Source organism: Burkholderia sp. DN3021, assembly GCF_049805555.1.
GTDB classification, from domain to species: domain Bacteria; phylum Pseudomonadota; class Gammaproteobacteria; order Burkholderiales; family Burkholderiaceae; genus Burkholderia; species Burkholderia pyrrocinia_C.
This window is the reverse complement of sequence record NZ_JBNCAB010000015.1, coordinates 20,278-34,483: the sequence shown is the minus strand read 5'-3', so window position 1 is coordinate 34,483 and position 14,206 is coordinate 20,278. Positions and strand designations below refer to the sequence as shown.

Annotated in this window: 11 protein-coding genes; 6 read left to right on the top strand and 5 right to left on the bottom strand. The window is 66.0% G+C overall.

Annotation, left to right across the window (positions count from 1 at the left end; genetic code table 11):
• Positions 1-26 precede the first annotated feature (26 nt).
• Entirely contained in the window at positions 27-1,493 is a 1,467-nt protein-coding gene (locus tag ACPUER_RS10415; protein ID WP_310140397.1) for a flippase, read from the top strand.
• Entirely contained in the window at positions 1,490-3,958 is a 2,469-nt protein-coding gene (locus tag ACPUER_RS10410; RefSeq protein ID WP_425131034.1) for a glycosyltransferase family 4 protein, read from the top strand. The genes ACPUER_RS10415 and ACPUER_RS10410 overlap by 4 nt, the downstream gene beginning before the upstream one ends.
• Positions 3,959-4,304: 346 nt before the next feature.
• On the opposite strand, the gene ACPUER_RS10405 is transcribed toward ACPUER_RS10410, so the two are convergent.
• Positions 4,305-5,480: an acyltransferase family protein gene (locus ACPUER_RS10405; protein WP_072444083.1), complete on the bottom strand. Its 1,176-nt coding sequence runs from the start codon at positions 5,478-5,480 to the stop codon at positions 4,305-4,307.
• Positions 5,481-5,712: 232 nt separating this feature from the next.
• Between ACPUER_RS10405 and ACPUER_RS10400 the strand changes: the two genes are divergently transcribed.
• Together ACPUER_RS10400 and galU are read left to right on the top strand one after the other, a co-directional pair.
• Positions 5,713-5,856 carry a hypothetical protein gene (locus ACPUER_RS10400; protein ID WP_006479318.1) on the top strand — a complete coding sequence of 48 codons (144 nt, stop codon included), beginning with the start codon at positions 5,713-5,715 and terminating at the stop codon, positions 5,854-5,856.
• Positions 5,857-6,086: 230 nt separating this feature from the next.
• The gene (gene galU / locus ACPUER_RS10395; RefSeq protein WP_034179975.1) at positions 6,087-6,974 is read left to right on the top strand and encodes a UTP--glucose-1-phosphate uridylyltransferase GalU; all 888 of its coding nucleotides are present in this window, start codon (positions 6,087-6,089) and stop codon (positions 6,972-6,974) included.
• 397 nt (positions 6,975-7,371) lie between these two features.
• Here galU and ACPUER_RS10390 read toward each other — a convergent pair whose 3' ends face one another.
• The gene (locus tag ACPUER_RS10390; RefSeq protein ID WP_425131033.1) at positions 7,372-8,490 is read right to left on the bottom strand and encodes an acyltransferase family protein; all 1,119 of its coding nucleotides are present in this window, start codon (positions 8,488-8,490) and stop codon (positions 7,372-7,374) included.
• 543 nt (positions 8,491-9,033) lie between these two features.
• Between ACPUER_RS10390 and ACPUER_RS10385 the strand changes: the two genes are divergently transcribed.
• Complete coding sequence (locus tag ACPUER_RS10385) at positions 9,034-9,483, top strand: HU family DNA-binding protein (protein WP_069747789.1); 450 nt, start codon at positions 9,034-9,036, stop codon at positions 9,481-9,483.
• A gap of 305 nt (positions 9,484-9,788) precedes the next feature.
• Entirely contained in the window at positions 9,789-10,580 is a 792-nt protein-coding gene (locus tag ACPUER_RS10380) for an AadA family aminoglycoside 3''-O-nucleotidyltransferase (protein WP_175958743.1), read from the top strand.
• A gap of 172 nt (positions 10,581-10,752) precedes the next feature.
• Here the strand turns inward: ACPUER_RS10380 and ACPUER_RS10375 are convergent, their stop codons facing one another.
• The 3 genes from ACPUER_RS10375 to ACPUER_RS10365 all read right to left on the bottom strand — a co-directional run bounded on the left by ACPUER_RS10375 (position 10,753) and on the right by ACPUER_RS10365 (position 14,126).
• Positions 10,753-11,226: a VOC family protein gene (locus ACPUER_RS10375; protein ID WP_425131032.1), complete on the bottom strand. Its 474-nt coding sequence runs from the start codon at positions 11,224-11,226 to the stop codon at positions 10,753-10,755.
• Positions 11,227-11,609: 383 nt separating this feature from the next.
• Complete coding sequence (locus ACPUER_RS10370) at positions 11,610-12,767, bottom strand: porin (RefSeq protein WP_175958745.1); 1,158 nt, start codon at positions 12,765-12,767, stop codon at positions 11,610-11,612.
• Between the two features lie 435 nt (positions 12,768-13,202).
• Positions 13,203-14,126, bottom strand: coding sequence for a YihY/virulence factor BrkB family protein (locus ACPUER_RS10365; protein WP_425131031.1), 924 nt, complete (start codon positions 14,124-14,126; stop codon positions 13,203-13,205).
• Positions 14,127-14,206: the final 80 nt, after the last annotated feature.

The following is a 14,206-nucleotide window of genomic DNA, read 5'->3' as shown; positions in this document are numbered from 1 at the left end:
ATGTCGCCGTCACACAAGGCACAAGCATGGACAAAGGCATACTCAAGAACGTTTCGATCAATTTCATCGGGCTGATCCTGCCGACCTTCGTGTCGCTGGTGACGGTGCCCGCTTATATCCACGCGCTCGGCGTCGAACGCTATGGCGTCGTCAGCCTCGTATGGACGCTGATCGGCTATTTCGGGATCCTCGATCTCGGGATGAGCATGGCCGCGCAGAACCACATCTCGAAGGCGCTCGCGAGCGGCAACGACGACGAAAGCGCGCGCGTGTTCTGGAGCGCGTTCTGGCTGAATCTCGGCACCGGCGTCGTGGGCGGGCTGCTGATCTATTTCGGCGCGTTCGTCTACACCGCGTATTTCACGAAGGTGTCGGCCGCGATGCAGCACGAGGTGTATCTCGCGCTGCCGTGGCTCGCGCTCGCGATTCCGCTCGCGAACGTGTCGTGGGTGTTCGCCGGCGCGATCAACGGCGCCGAACGGTTCGGCGTGTTCAACACGAACCAGACGATCGGCACGTTCCTGTTCCAGTTGCTGCCGCTCGGCGCCGCATGGTGGATCGCGCCGAACCTGCAGACCGTGCTCGCCGCGGCAGTCGTCGCGCGCCTGATCGCGGCGGCGATGCTCGGCCACGCCAGCATCAAGGTGCTCGGGATCCGGCGCATCGATCCGCCGCAGTGGGGCACCGCGAAGGGGCTGTTCAACTTCGGCGGCTGGATGCTGATCGCGAGCACGACGAGCATGATCGCGGACACGCTCGACCGCGTGATGCTCGGCGCCGGCATGGGCGCGAAGTTCGTCACCTACTACACGGTGCCGCAGAACCTCGTCACGCGCCTGAACATGCTGCCGAACGCGCTCGTGCGCACGCTGTTCCCGCGCCTGTCGGCGGTCGGCCGCGATCACGCGGACACGCTCGCGCGCCAGTCGCTCGAATTCCTGAACGGCGTGTTCACGCCGGTCGGCATCGTCGCGATCTTCGCGCTCGCGCCGTTCCTCACGCTGTGGGTCGGCGCCGATCTCGCCGCGCACTCGGCGCCGGTCGGCCGCGTGCTGGTGATCAGCGTGTGGCTCGTCGGCCAGGCGAGCGTGACGCGCATCCTGATCCAGTCGCAGGTCAACCCGGCCCGCGCGGCGTTCGCCGGGCTCGTCGAAATGCCGTTCTTCGTCGGCGGCCTGTGGTTCGGCATTCATCACTTCGGGCTGATCGGCGCGGCGGTGGTCGTCGCGGCGCGCGCGTTCGTCGACTACGGCGTGCTGCTGTACCTGTCGGCGATCCGGATGCGCGCGATCGTGCTCGACATGCTGGCGCACCTGGCCTTCCTGCTCGCGAGCCTGTTTCTCGCGCAGGCATGGCCGGGGCTCGGCGAATCGATCGGCATGTGCGCGATCGTGCTGGTGCTGAACGTCGCGTGGTCGCTCACGATGACGCCGGGGCTGCGCGCGCTCGTGCGCGACCTGTTTGTCCGTCTCAATGCGAGGAAAACGATATGAATCGCGATCTGGCGGAACACGCCATCCTGAACCTCGCCACCGCCGATGCGGCCGTGGCCGAAGCGGGCGATGCCGCCGCGCTGCGCCGGTCCATGCCGGCCGGGCGGGCCAGCGCGCGCCAGCCGGCGCGCGCGCTGCGCGTGGCGATCGTCCACGACTGGCTCGTCACCTATGCCGGTGCCGAGCGCGTGCTCGAACAGATCGTCGCGTGCTTTCCCGACGCGGACCTGTTCAGCCTCGTCGATTTCCTCGACGACCGCGCGTTCGTGCGCGGCAAGCCGGTGACGACGTCGTTCATCCAGAAACTGCCGTTCGCGCGCACCAAGTACCGCAGCTACCTGCCGCTGATGCCGCTCGCGATCGAGCAGCTCGACGTGTCCGAGTACGATCTCGTGATCTCGAGCAGCCACGCGGTCGCGAAGGGCGTGCTGACCGGGCCGGACCAGGTGCACATCAGCTACGTGCATTCGCCGATCCGCTATGCGTGGGACCTGCAGCACCAGTACCTGGAGCAGTCGAACCTCACGCATGGGCCGAAATCGCTGCTCGCGCGGATGATTCTTCACTACATCCGCAACTGGGACACGCGCACCGCCAACGCGGTGGACGGCTTCGTCGCGAACTCCGCGTTCATCGCACGGCGCATCAAGAAGGTCTACCACCGCGACGCGGCGGTGATCTTCCCGCCGGTCGACGTCGACGGTTTCTCGCTGAACGCGGTCAAGGACGATTTCTACCTGACCGCGTCGCGGATGGTGCCGTACAAGAAGATCGACCTGATCGTCGAGGCGTTCTCGAAGACGCCCGAGCGCAAGCTGGTCGTGATCGGCGACGGCCCCGAGATGCAGAAGATCCGCGCGAAGGCTGGCCCGAACGTCGAGATCATGGGCTACCAGCCGTTCGCGGTGCTGCACGACCGGATGCGGCGCGCGAAGGCGTTCGTGTTCGCGGCCGAGGAGGATTTCGGGATCTCGGTCGTCGAGGCGCAGGCCTGCGGCACGCCGGTGATCGCATACGGCAAGGGCGGTGCGCTCGAAACCGTGCTCGACCCGCAATCGGACGCGAACCCGACCGGGCTGTTCTTCGACGAGCAGACGCCGCATGCGATCGTCGCGGCCGTCGACGATTTCGAGCGCGCGCCGCAGCGTTTCACGCCGAACGCATGCCGCGCGAACGCGGAGCGGTTTTCCGCCGATACGTTCCGGCGGCGCTTTCTCGACTATGTGGAAACCGCGCTGCCCGGCTCGACCGCGCAGCGCGGCACGGCCGTCGCGCCGATGCCGGCCGCGCGCGGCCCGGCGACGCTCGTGCTCGACCAGAGCGGCGTGCTCGGCGGCGCCGAGCTGTCGCTGCTCGAGATCATGAAGCACATGCGCGCGAACGCCGACGTGCTGCTGTTCGACGACGGCCCGTTCCGCGCGGCGCTCGACGAGATCGGCGCGCGCGTCGACGTGGTCGACCAGGGCGCGCTCGCGGGCGTGCGCAAGCAGGGCGGCGTGTCGGCGGGCGCATTGAAGCAGCTCGTGCGGCTCGTGCGCGACGTCGCGCGGCGCGCGCGCCGTGCCGAGGTGATCTACGCGAACACGCAACGCGCGATGGTGGTCGCCGCGCTCGCCGGGCGGCTCGCGCGCAAGCCGGTGGTCTGGCATCTGCGCGACATCGTCAGCACCGACCATTTCGGCAGCAAGCAGCTGCTGGCGATCAAGTACTGCGCGCGGCTCGGCGTCACGCGCGTGATCGCGAACTCCGACGCGTCCGCGCAGGCGTTCCGCACGCTGACGGGCTTCACGCCGCAGCACGTCGACGTCGTGTTCAACGGTATTTCGGCCGAGCCGTTCGATACGCTGGAAGGCGTCAGCCAGGCTGCGCTGCGCGCGCGCCTCGGGTTGCCGCAGGATGCGTGGCTCGTCGGCTCGTTCAGCCGTCTCGCGCGCTGGAAGGGGCAGCACGTGCTGCTGGAGGCCGCCGCGCGGCATCCCGGCATGCACGTGGTGCTGGTTGGCGCGCCGCTGTTCGGCGAGGACGAATACGCGGCGCAACTGCACGAATACGTCGCGCGGCACGGGATGGACACGCGCGTGCATTTCCTCGGGTTCCAGCGCGACGTGGCTGCGTGCATGACGGCGGTCGACGTCGTCGCGCACACGTCGATCACGCCGGAGCCGTTCGGGCGCGTGATCGTCGAAGGGATGCTTGCGCGCCGGCCGGTCGTCGCGGCCCGCGCGGGCGGCGTCGTCGAGATCATCGAGGACGGCGACAACGGGCTGCTCTGCGAGCCGGGCGATGCGACCGCGCTGGCCAACGCGCTGGACATGCTCAAGCGCGACGGCGCGCTGCGCGAACGGCTCGTCGCGAGCGGGCGTGCGACGGCGGTGCGCCGGTTCGGCACCGAGACCTACGTGGAGCGGGTCGAGAAGATCCTCGCGGATACGGCGAAGGCCGCGAAGGCGAAGAAGCGGACGTAGCAGACGGCGCCAGTCGGCGGGAAACGAGCCCTCATGCGGTGTTGTGCTGCGTGGGGGCTTCGTTTTTCAGCGGGCGTGGTTTGGTCGGGTGCGGGATCGGCCGGTTGCCGATTCGATCGGGACCGTGTGGCTGACGGGGCTGCAAGGCAGACAGGCGGCGCCCGGACGAATCCGATAGGTGGTGCTCATGGCAGGTGCATTGCGACCGGACAGGCGACCGTCACGCGCGCCGGCTACAGGGTTGGTTGCGTATCCCCCCGACCCACCATGCAACCGCGCTTCGGCCGTGAAAAAGCCCCCGTGCAGCGAGATGCCGCACGGGGGCTCCGGAACCGGTCCGGCCGAATCAGACGGCCCGCTCGGGTGCCTGCGCGACGACGCGGGCAGCGCGCGTCGGCTTGAAACTGGCCGACCACGTCATCGCCGGCCGCTCGAACATCCGGTAGAACAGGTACGCGACCGGAATCGCGGTGGCCATGAACGCGATCGACGGCCAGATCGACAGTTGCAGTTCGGAGTGGAACAGCACCGAGCCGAGGCAGACGAACAGCGGCAGGTGGATCAGGTACAGCGAATAGCTGAAGTCGCCGAACCAGCCGAGCACGCGCAGCGGCGGCGTCGGGCGCGGCGGGCGCGCGAGCGCGCGGTACAGGAAGCACGCGAAGCCGGCCGACCACAGCTGGAACGCGCCGTACTGCCCGAAATGGAACGCGCCGCAGCCGGCGGCCAGCAGCACGGCGGCCGCGACGTACCACGCGCGCGACGGCACGGCGGCCGCGCCGCGCGCCTGCTGAGCCCGCACGTCGGCGATCCATGCGCCGATCGTCCAGGACAGCCAGTACGACGTGAAGAACTGCAGGTCGTGCCGTTCGAGCAGCCACGCCGACGCGACGTTGACGAGCGCGACCGCGGCCACGACGGCCGGCATGCCGATGCGTCGGCGCAGCGCGAACAGCAGCGGGTAGATCGCGTAGAACTGCACTTCGAGCGACAGTGTCCACAGCGCACCGTTCGATCCGTACGTGTAGCCGGCGACGCCCTGCAGCGAGAACAGGTTCACGAGGAATGCGGTGATGCCGATATCGCGGATCTTGTGGCTGACGGGCTCGATCTGCAGGCTGACCAGGTCGAGTGCGAGCGTGAACAGCAGCGCGGCGAGCAGCACCGGGTAGATGCGCGCGAACCGGCGTGCCCAGAAGTTGGGCGCGTCGAGCCGGTACGCGGGATCGGCCGCGAGCTTGAGCGCCGCGTTGCGGTGGATGCAGTAGCCGCTGATCACGAAGAAGATCGGCACGCCGGCGGAGCCCCACGCGAACGGGAAGGTCAGGTAGCCGACGATCACGCTCGGGTCGAGCGCGCGACCGTAAGCATGATGGAAGGTCTGCATCCCGACCCAGACGACCTGGCGGCAGTGGAAATAGGCGACGAGCAGCGCCGCGAAGCCGCGCATCGCGTCGATGACGTGTTCCTTGTGATCGGCGACGGGCGGCGCGGTCAGAGACGATCCGCTGAAAGCTTGCATGCGATTCGATTCCTTGCGACGGGTGGAGTGGAAGACGGACGAACGGGAAGTCTGTTCCCATCGTAATGCGCAAGAATTCGATCAATGAATAAAAAAATCTCGCCCGGAAATAACGCGATTCCACATGATGGTTTTATCGGGTTCTGAAAGCGGTTCCGAAGGCGCGTCAATTATTTACCGATTTTTTTCTGATAGCTTGAAGCTCCAGTTGATTGATGCAAGGAGCGGCAAGATGGACATGCATTGGATCGCGAGCGCTGCAGTACTGCTGGTCATGGCCGTGCTGTCGGCGTACCGCGAGGCGTTGAAGAACGAGCCGATTCGCCCGGGCCTCGAACGGGGCGGCGTGCCCTATATCGAGGAATTCGAATCGTAAGGATTTGTATCTGGAAAATCGGTAATTTGTTTCTGCTTCGGCACTCGGCCCGGCAATATCGACCGGATTGAAAGGATTATATTTTTTTCGGAAACATTGGGCAATCAGTCCATATCGAAAATGAGCGGAGTGGAATTGGCAGTGCCGTCGATTCTCGATATGCCGTTCGGAACACAATCGCGCCGGGTCGCAGGTCGACGCGGCGCAGTCAACGCAATCAGGATGCGAACATGTTGAAAGTCACCAAGGCCGTGTTCCCCGTTGCCGGTCTCGGCACGCGGTTCCTCCCGGCAACGAAGGCGAGCCCGAAGGAAATGTTGCCCGTCGTCGACAAGCCGCTGATTCAGTACGCGGTCGAGGAAGCGATCAACGCCGGTATCACCGAGATGATCTTCGTCACCGGGCGCAGCAAGCGTGCGATCGAGGATCACTTCGACAAGTCGTACGAGATCGAGGCCGAACTCGAGGCGCGCGGCAAGGAAAAGCTGCTCGAACTCGTGCGCGGCATCAAGCCGAGCCACGTCAACTGCTTCTACGTACGCCAGCCGGAAGCACTTGGCCTCGGCCATGCGGTGCTGTGCGCGGAGAAGCTCGTGCATGGCGAGCCGTTCGCGGTGATTCTCGCCGACGACCTGCTGCACGGCGAGCAGCCGGTGCTCAAGCAACTCGTCGACGTGTTCGACCATTATCACAGCTCGGTGATCGGGGTCGAGACGATCCCGCGCGAGGACAGCCGCTCGTACGGCGTCGTCGAAGGCCGCGAATGGGAAGAGGACATCATCAAGCTGTCGGGCATCATCGAGAAGCCCGCGCCCGAGGATGCGCCGTCGAATCTCGGCGTGGTCGGCCGCTACGTGTTCATGCCGACGATCTTCGATCACCTGCGCAAGCTCAAGCCGGGCGCGGGCGGCGAACTGCAGCTGACCGACGCGGTCCAGACGCTGCTCGCGAACGAGCAGGTGCTCGCGTACCGCTACTACGGCACGCGTTTCGACTGCGGCAGCAAGATCGGTTATCTCAAGGCAACCGTCGAGCTCGCGCTCCAGCATCCGGAAGTGAGCCGCGAATTCGAGGCGTACCTGCGTACCTGCTTGCCCGCGCTGGCTGCCGTCGCGTAGGCAGCCGCGCGCTCCGTTGTTTCAGGTGGTGGTTGTTCCGTTGGCCCCGGCCGCTCAGGCGCCGGGGCTTTTTTGCATTTGCCGGTGCGCGATCGTGGTGCGAGCGGCCGGCTTGCCGCGTGGTCGGGTTCGTGTGGAGCGTGGTGCCGTGTGTGGAGCGGGGCGCTCCGGCGCGGTCCGGCGTCGCGCCTGAAACCGGTGCCGAAGCGCTTGCCGGGGCGAGCGGCGCGGCGTTGTTGTTGTCGTTGCGCGATGCATTGTCGACGTTCGCGCCGGCGCCGGTTCCGTCCGCGCCGGTTCATGACGTAGCGGCGCAGCGCGTCAGCTTCCCGGCGCTACCTGCCTCGCGATCTTCCCGCGCATTTCCCGCCCGGTGTTTTCCGCTTCCGCGTGGCGCTCAACGCGCCGACGTGCTCGGCCTCGCGACGAAATGCCGGGCGAGCATCGCGGCGATCGGCTTCTTGAAGTCGAGCAGTCTTTTTTCGAGATAGCGCCAGGACAGGTGCGCGAGCAGCACGGCGAGCGCGAATTGCAGCATCTCGGGCAGCGCTTCGCGGACGATTTCCGGCATCGGCACGTGCGCGAAGAGCGCGGGCATCACGCCGAAGCGCGTCGGAATCAGGTTGTGGAACAGGTAGAAGCCGTAGCTGATCGTGCCGAGATAGACGAGCGGCGCCCAGTCGAGCAGCGCCACGACGGGATGCTCGGGTTCGCTGACGATCCACAGCATCAGCGCGCCGAGCGACGCGGACAGGCAGAGATCCGCGAGCCCCGCGATCGCGGCGGGCAGTGCCGTGCACGCAGGCAGTGCGAGGAAAAACACGACGCCTGCCGCGCCGAGCCAGCCGGGCGGGACGCGGCGCACGGCGGCCGAACCGTGATCGGCGAGCGCGATCGCGCCGACGCCGCCGAGCGCGATCAGCGCGAAATTCCACGGGGAAAACGCGTAGATCAGCACCGGCGACGCGTCGGACAGGTAGAGCGCGAGATGCGCGGCCGCGCACAGTGCGACGGCCGCGACGCCGAGTGCGACGTGTCGCGCGGCGGGCACCGCGAGCAGCGCGAGCGGTGCGATCAGATAGAACTGCTGTTCAACCGCGAGGCTCCAGAAGTGCGACGTGGAGCCCGGCCAGCCGTCCTTGACGACGCCGATCCAGTAATTCGACAGGAACGCCGCGTGCCACGCGAGCCCGAGGTTGACGCCGCGCTGGTAGAAGAGCGCGTGCGCGATCGCGAGCGCGGCGAGCAGCAGGTAGTACACGGGGAAGATCCGCAGCGCGCGCTTCGCGAGGAACAGCGCGAGCGCGTGGCGGCGCGTCATGGTGCCGCACTCGACCGCCCGGCGGTTGCGATGCAGTTCGCCGACGATCAGGAATCCGCTGATGAGGAAAAACGTCCACACGCCAAGCTTGCCGACGTCGACGGCAAGGACGTGGCCCTTGTGGGACAGGAAAACGAGAATGACGGCGATGGCTCGCAGGCCGTCGAGTCCTTTGACGTATCTGACTTCGCGCATGGAGGCATCCGGGCATTGAGCGAGGCCAGTATAGGTGCGCAAATATCGAACGTAATTCACGTTCGGGCGCATACGTGAAGGCGTTTTTTGATGTGAGGGTCTGTTTACGCATGGAACGCGCATGCGAATGCCCGCAATCGCTCGTAGGGCAAGAAGTGAGGAGCGCCGTTTGGCCGAGCCAAACAAGCGACGAGCGACGCCGCCATGCGGGCGATTGCGGGCATTCCCGTGGAATGTATTTTTTAAATTTGGGGTTGCCACGAGAACGGCCGCTCGCGAGGCGCGCGACGCCGCGAATACTGACGTATTCGCAAGGAGCGCAACGCGGCGAGCGGCCGTTCTCGTGGCAACGCATGTGCGTTCCATGCGTAAACAGACCCTCAAGCCTCGTTGAAGTCGGTCGCACGCAACAAAACCTGCGGGAAACCCCGCGAAAACGCATAAAAGTACTGCACGAAGCGTCAAGGCGCTTGTAGAATCCGGCGTTGAAGCGTGCGCAGTGCACGCTTCATGTATCCAACGACCACACCTGGTAGGAGAAACATGGCGACTTCCGCAAAAAAGGTGGCCAAGAAGGCTGCCGCCGCACCGGCCAAGAAAGTGGCTGCTAAGAAAGTAGCGCCCGCGAAGAAAGTAGTGGCCAAGAAGGCCGCCGTCGCGAAGGCGCCCGCTGCTCCGACGCCGCTGAAGGACAAGTTCACGAAGGCATCGCTCGCAACGCACATCGCCGAGCGCGCAGCCGTGGAAGTGAAGGCGGTCAAGGCAGTGCTCGCCGCACTCGAGAACGTCGTGCTGGGCTCGGTCCACAAGAAGGGCGCAGGCGAGTTCACGCTGCCGGGTCTGCTGAAGATCACGGCACAAGTCGTGCCGGCGAAGAAGAAGCGCTTCGGCAAGGATCCGTTCACGGGCGAAGAGCGTTGGTTCCCGGCGAAGCCGGCCAGCGTGCGCGTGAAGGCTCGTGCGCTGAAGAAGCTGAAGGACGCGGCAGCGTAATGCCGCGCAACGGCTGCCGAATGCGTGTCGGCAGCCGTTGCGATGTCCTGCGGTCCCCGTACGCGAAAGCGTGCGGGGATTTTTATTGCGCCGCGCAAATCGCGCGGCAGCGAAAACGCGAAGCGCCGTCGATGTGCGGTTCGATGCGTGCCACGCGGCGAATGGCGTGCCGCGCGTGCGCAACGCTGGACGGCAATCGTCATCCGCACGTGCCGTCGTACCGCCGCAGCCCGCCGCTCTCGTTACCTCGTTACCTCGTCGCTCCCGCTGCGCCTGTTGCGTGCGCATCGTGAGGCCCGCGCATCGTGACTGAATGCGTTCCGTCTGAAATCGCCGGGCAGGTCGCTACCGCGCGCGCCGCGATCGAGCGACATCTCGGTGCGACGCTGGATGCGATCCACCTGTTCGGTTCGGCGCTCGACGGCGGCTTGAAACCGCGCAGCGACATCGATCTGCTGGTGACGGTGGCCGTGCGGCCCGACGAAACGGCGCGGCGTGCGCTGATGTTCGACCTGCTCGCTGCGTCGGCGCCGCCCGGTCACGCAGGCGGCATGCGCCCGCTCGAGGTCACCGTCGTCGCGCACGGCGACGTGGTGCCGTGGCGTCATCCGGCGCGACGCGAACTGCAGTTCGGCGAGTGGCTGCGTCGCGGTCTCGAAGCAGGCATCGTCGAACCGGCGCTCGCCGATCACGATCTGGCGATCCTGTTGACGAAGGCGCGGCAGCACAGTGTCGCGCTGGCCGGTCCGCCGGCGGCCGCACTGTTCGAGCCGGTGCCCGCGCGCGACTTGGTCGCCGCGCTTCTCGCTACCGTTGCGCAGTGGAATGCCGAACCGGACTGGCGCGGCGACGAGTGCAACGTGGTGCTCGCGCTCGCGCGCATCTGGTACAGCGCGGAAACCGGCAGGATCGCGCCCAAGGACGTCGCCGCGGCATGGGTGCTGGAGCGCCTGCCTGCCGCCTACCGGCCGGTTGTGGCGGCTGCGCGTGCCGCCTATCTCGGTGGCGAAGCGGGCGCGGCGATCCTGTCGGGTGAACCGCTCGCCGCGTTCATCGGCTACGCGCGGCGGACCGTCGAATCGATGCTGTCGGCGTAGCGGCGGATGCCACGGTGCGCGCGATCGGCTTGCGGGCCGGCACCTCGCGGATCATCAGCGCTTTCGCCGCCGCCGTACGCGCAAGCCGCCGATCCGTGCGCCCGCCGGCGAGTCGCGACTCGCGCGCGCTTGACCGGTACGCCGTCACGCATCCGCGGCACGACGCGCTTCGTCAACCCGCCGTGCCCGCATAGGCAGCCTTCAGCGCGGCGTCGTCGAACTTGGTCATCTGCATCATTGCCGCGGCCACGCGTGCCGCCTTGACTGCGTCGCGATCGGCCATCATCGGGATGAGCGCTTCCGGAACGATCTGCCACGACACGCCGTAGCGGTCCCTGAGCCAGCCGCAGCCGTCGGCCGTGCCACCGTTGTCGAGCAAGGCGCTCCAGTAGAGGTCGAGTTCCGCTTGATCGGCGCAACTGACCAGCAGCGAAATCGCGTGATTGAACGTCTCCGTGCGCTTGTGGCTCATCGCGATGAACGGCTGCCCGAACAGCTCGAACTCGACCATCCGCGTACCGTCGGTGCCGGACACCGACGTGACGCGCACGATGCGCGAATCCGGAAAGATGCCTGCATAGAAGGCCGCTGCTTCCTCGGCTTCCGTCGAGTACCAGAGAAAAGGCGTGATCTTCTGAATCGTCATGGCGAATCTCCTGTCTGTAGTGGCCGGGCCGCAAACCGCGTGCCGCCATCGATACGACGGGCGACGGCCGCCGAATTCGACACGCGGGGGCGAATCCGTCGCGCCGGACGAGCGGCGCCGACAGTGCGGATGGTAGTCGCCTGGAGGAAAGACCGCGACCTGCCTGGACACCCGGAAGTAGTGATTGCAGCACTTTGCAGCCGCCAGGCGCCGTTGCCGGCCCGCCGACGTGCGTCGGCATCGGCTTCGTTCGCCGGCCCGCACAGGCGCTGCGGGCACGTGTGAGACGGACGAAAAAAAGCCAGCCGCGGCCGAAACCGGGGCTGGCTTTCCAGTTCGGCGGCAAGGCGTCGGAGACGCCATGCACGCCGGATACATCGTTTTTAGAACTTGTGGCGAATGCCGAGTGCGACCATTTCGGCCGAGCTCTTGCCGGCGAAGCCGTACGAAGCGATCGACGCTTGCGCGCTTTGCTGCACGCCGTCGACGAGCTGCGTGCCGCTCGCGTGCTGGTATGCGCCAACCAGGTAGATGTCCGTGCGCTTCGACAGCGAGTAGTCCGCGCCGACGCCGACCTGGTGGTACTTCGCGGACGTGTCGCCGCTTGCCTTCGTGTACGAGTAGCCGAGGCCCAGCAGCAGCGGCGGCGTGACCTGGTACGTCGCGAAGCCGCGGATCGTGTTGTACTTCTCGGTCGAGCCGAAGCCCGAGAACGCGTCCGGCTTGTACTGTGCGTTGCTGTAGCCGATGCCGAACGTCACCGGGCCGATCGCGTACTGACCTGCGACTTGCGCGATGGCGATCGACTTCGCCGTGGCGTAACCCGAGTTGATCGGGCCGTCGATGATGTTGTCGGACGTCGTCGAGCCCCAGCCGCCGCGCACGGGCGTGGCCGTCGGCGACGGGTTGTTCGCGTAGAAGTAGCCTGCGGCAACGCCGACCGGGCCGTTGTTGTAAGCCGCTGCGACCGACCAGGTCTGGCCCGCGCCCGTCTTGCCCGCCACACCGCCGAGGGCGTACATGCCTTCGACCTGGAAGCCTGCGAAGACCGGCGACGTGTACTTGATCGCGTTGCTGACGCGCAGGCTGTTGTCGTTGTTGTCGACGTCGCCCGGCGTGGCCATCACGCTGCCGAAGTAGTTGTCGGCCGTGACTGCCTGGACCAGGTCGACCAGCGGGTCGTACTGGCGGCCGAGCGTCAGCGTACCGTATTGCTTGCTGTCGAGACCGACGAATGCCTGACGACCGAACATGCGGCCGCCCTGGTTCAGCTTGCCCGTACCCGGATCAAAGCCGTTTTCCAACTGGAAGATCGCCTTCAGGCCACCGCCGAGGTCTTCTGCGCCCTTCAGGCCGAAGCGGCTGCCTTGCAGGTTGCCCGACAGCATTTGCCACGAGTTGTTGGCTTGACCGTCATTGCCGTGCACCCATGCGATCGACGTATCGATCACGCCGTACAGCGTCACGCTCGACTGAGCGTGCGCAGCGCCAGCGGCGCCCAGCAGGGCGAGCGAGAGGGTCGAGAGAGCAAGTTTCTTCATCGTTGAGATTCTCCACGCAAGTGATTCATCGTTATTTGTTGCGGATTGGAGAATAGCTCAGTGCCATCCACGCAAGAAAGCTTAAAAAATAAAGTGTCTCGAAAAGGTAACAGCCTCAAAAAGTCTATATATATCAAGCACATCAACGACCGTTCCTGTTTCTGAAATAGTTGACAGTTGCTGCGGTGCGATTGTTTCGATGTGTGATGCACATTGCGGCAGACGTCCCGTTTCGGCCGGTTGGAGCAGCGAAATGAGTGCTTGCAAACGTTTGCCGTTGCAGCGACGAACGCGTCGACGTGCAAGGAACGCGTCAACGCCGTGCGAACGCGCGGCGGACAGCGTGGTTTGCGAGAGTCTGACGGGTGTGGGAGAGGCAATTTCGCGGCGCGCGCGATGGCTGTGCGCGGCCGCTTTGTGAGGGAGGTTGATGAATCAGTCGCCGCGCATGCGATCCGTTTGGGTGGGCGTGACCGCTGCGGAATTCGCGGCGGGCCGATGCGCGTTGCCGCGTGCCGCCGCGAATTCCGCGCCGAGCAGCAGCACGATTGCAGAGAAGTACAGCCACATCAGCAGGACCGCGAACGATCCGGCCGCGCCGAACGCACTCGCGGTGCCCGCATGCGCGAGGTACAGCGCGAACAGCTTCTTGCCGCCGGAGAACAGGATCGCGGACACCACTCCACCGACCGCGGCGTCGCGCCACGCGACGCGCGCGTCGGGCAGGAACTTCATCAACGCGGCGAACGCCGCCGCGAGCACCGCGATGCCGACGAAAAACTGCGCGAGGTTCGTGACGACGACATACGGCGAATCGCCCAGCAGCCAGGTGCCGACGAACGTGATCGCGGTGTCGAGCACGAGCGACACGATCAGCAGGAACGCGACGCCGAGCACGAGCCCGAACGAGATCAGCCGCACACGCACGAGCCCGAGCATGCTCGACCAGCGGTTTTCGGTGGCCGGCCAGATCACGCTGAGCGCGGTGTTGAGCGACGCGAACGTGGCCGACGCGCCGATCGCGAGCGCGGCGAACGAGATCAGCGTCGCGAAGCCGCCGCGTTGGCCCGCGCGGTGCGCGTTCTGCACGATCGTCTGGATGCTGGCCGCCGCGTCGTCGCCGATCAACTGGTGCGCCTGTTCGAACACCTGGCCGCGCGCGGCGTCGTCGCCGTAGAACCAGCCGGCTACCGCGATCACCATCACGAGCATCGGCGCGAGCGAGAATGCGGAGAAAAACGCGATGCCCGCGGCCATCGACGAGCAGCGGTCGGACGAGAAGCGCTTGAACGCGGTGAGGGCCCAGTTGGCCTGTTGCTGGGCAAGACGGGTTGCTTCGGAAGTGATCTGTCGTTTCATGACGGTTCGGTTGCGCGCGGAACGCGGATCATCGTTGGTAATCAGACAATTCAGTATTGATCCGAGGATTCGATCATAGT

Excerpts from the sequence above, each read along its gene's own strand:
- ACPUER_RS10400 (WP_006479318.1), top strand. The coding sequence starts at position 5,713 with ATGGACATGCATTGGATCGCGAGCGCTGCAGTACTGCTGGTCATGGCC.
- ACPUER_RS10365 (WP_425131031.1), bottom strand. The coding sequence starts at position 14,126 with ATGAAACGACAGATCACTTCCGAAGCAACCCGTCTTGCCCAGCAACAG.
- ACPUER_RS10375 (WP_425131032.1), bottom strand. The coding sequence starts at position 11,226 with ATGACGATTCAGAAGATCACGCCTTTTCTCTGGTACTCGACGGAAGCC.
- ACPUER_RS10385 (WP_069747789.1), top strand. The coding sequence starts at position 9,034 with ATGGCGACTTCCGCAAAAAAGGTGGCCAAGAAGGCTGCCGCCGCACCG.
- ACPUER_RS10415 (WP_310140397.1), top strand. The coding sequence starts at position 27 with ATGGACAAAGGCATACTCAAGAACGTTTCGATCAATTTCATCGGGCTG.
- ACPUER_RS10410 (WP_425131034.1), top strand. The coding sequence starts at position 1,490 with ATGAATCGCGATCTGGCGGAACACGCCATCCTGAACCTCGCCACCGCC.
- ACPUER_RS10390 (WP_425131033.1), bottom strand. The coding sequence starts at position 8,490 with ATGCGCGAAGTCAGATACGTCAAAGGACTCGACGGCCTGCGAGCCATC.
- galU (WP_034179975.1), top strand. The coding sequence starts at position 6,087 with ATGTTGAAAGTCACCAAGGCCGTGTTCCCCGTTGCCGGTCTCGGCACG.
- ACPUER_RS10405 (WP_072444083.1), bottom strand. The coding sequence starts at position 5,480 with ATGCAAGCTTTCAGCGGATCGTCTCTGACCGCGCCGCCCGTCGCCGAT.
- ACPUER_RS10370 (WP_175958745.1), bottom strand. The coding sequence starts at position 12,767 with ATGAAGAAACTTGCTCTCTCGACCCTCTCGCTCGCCCTGCTGGGCGCC.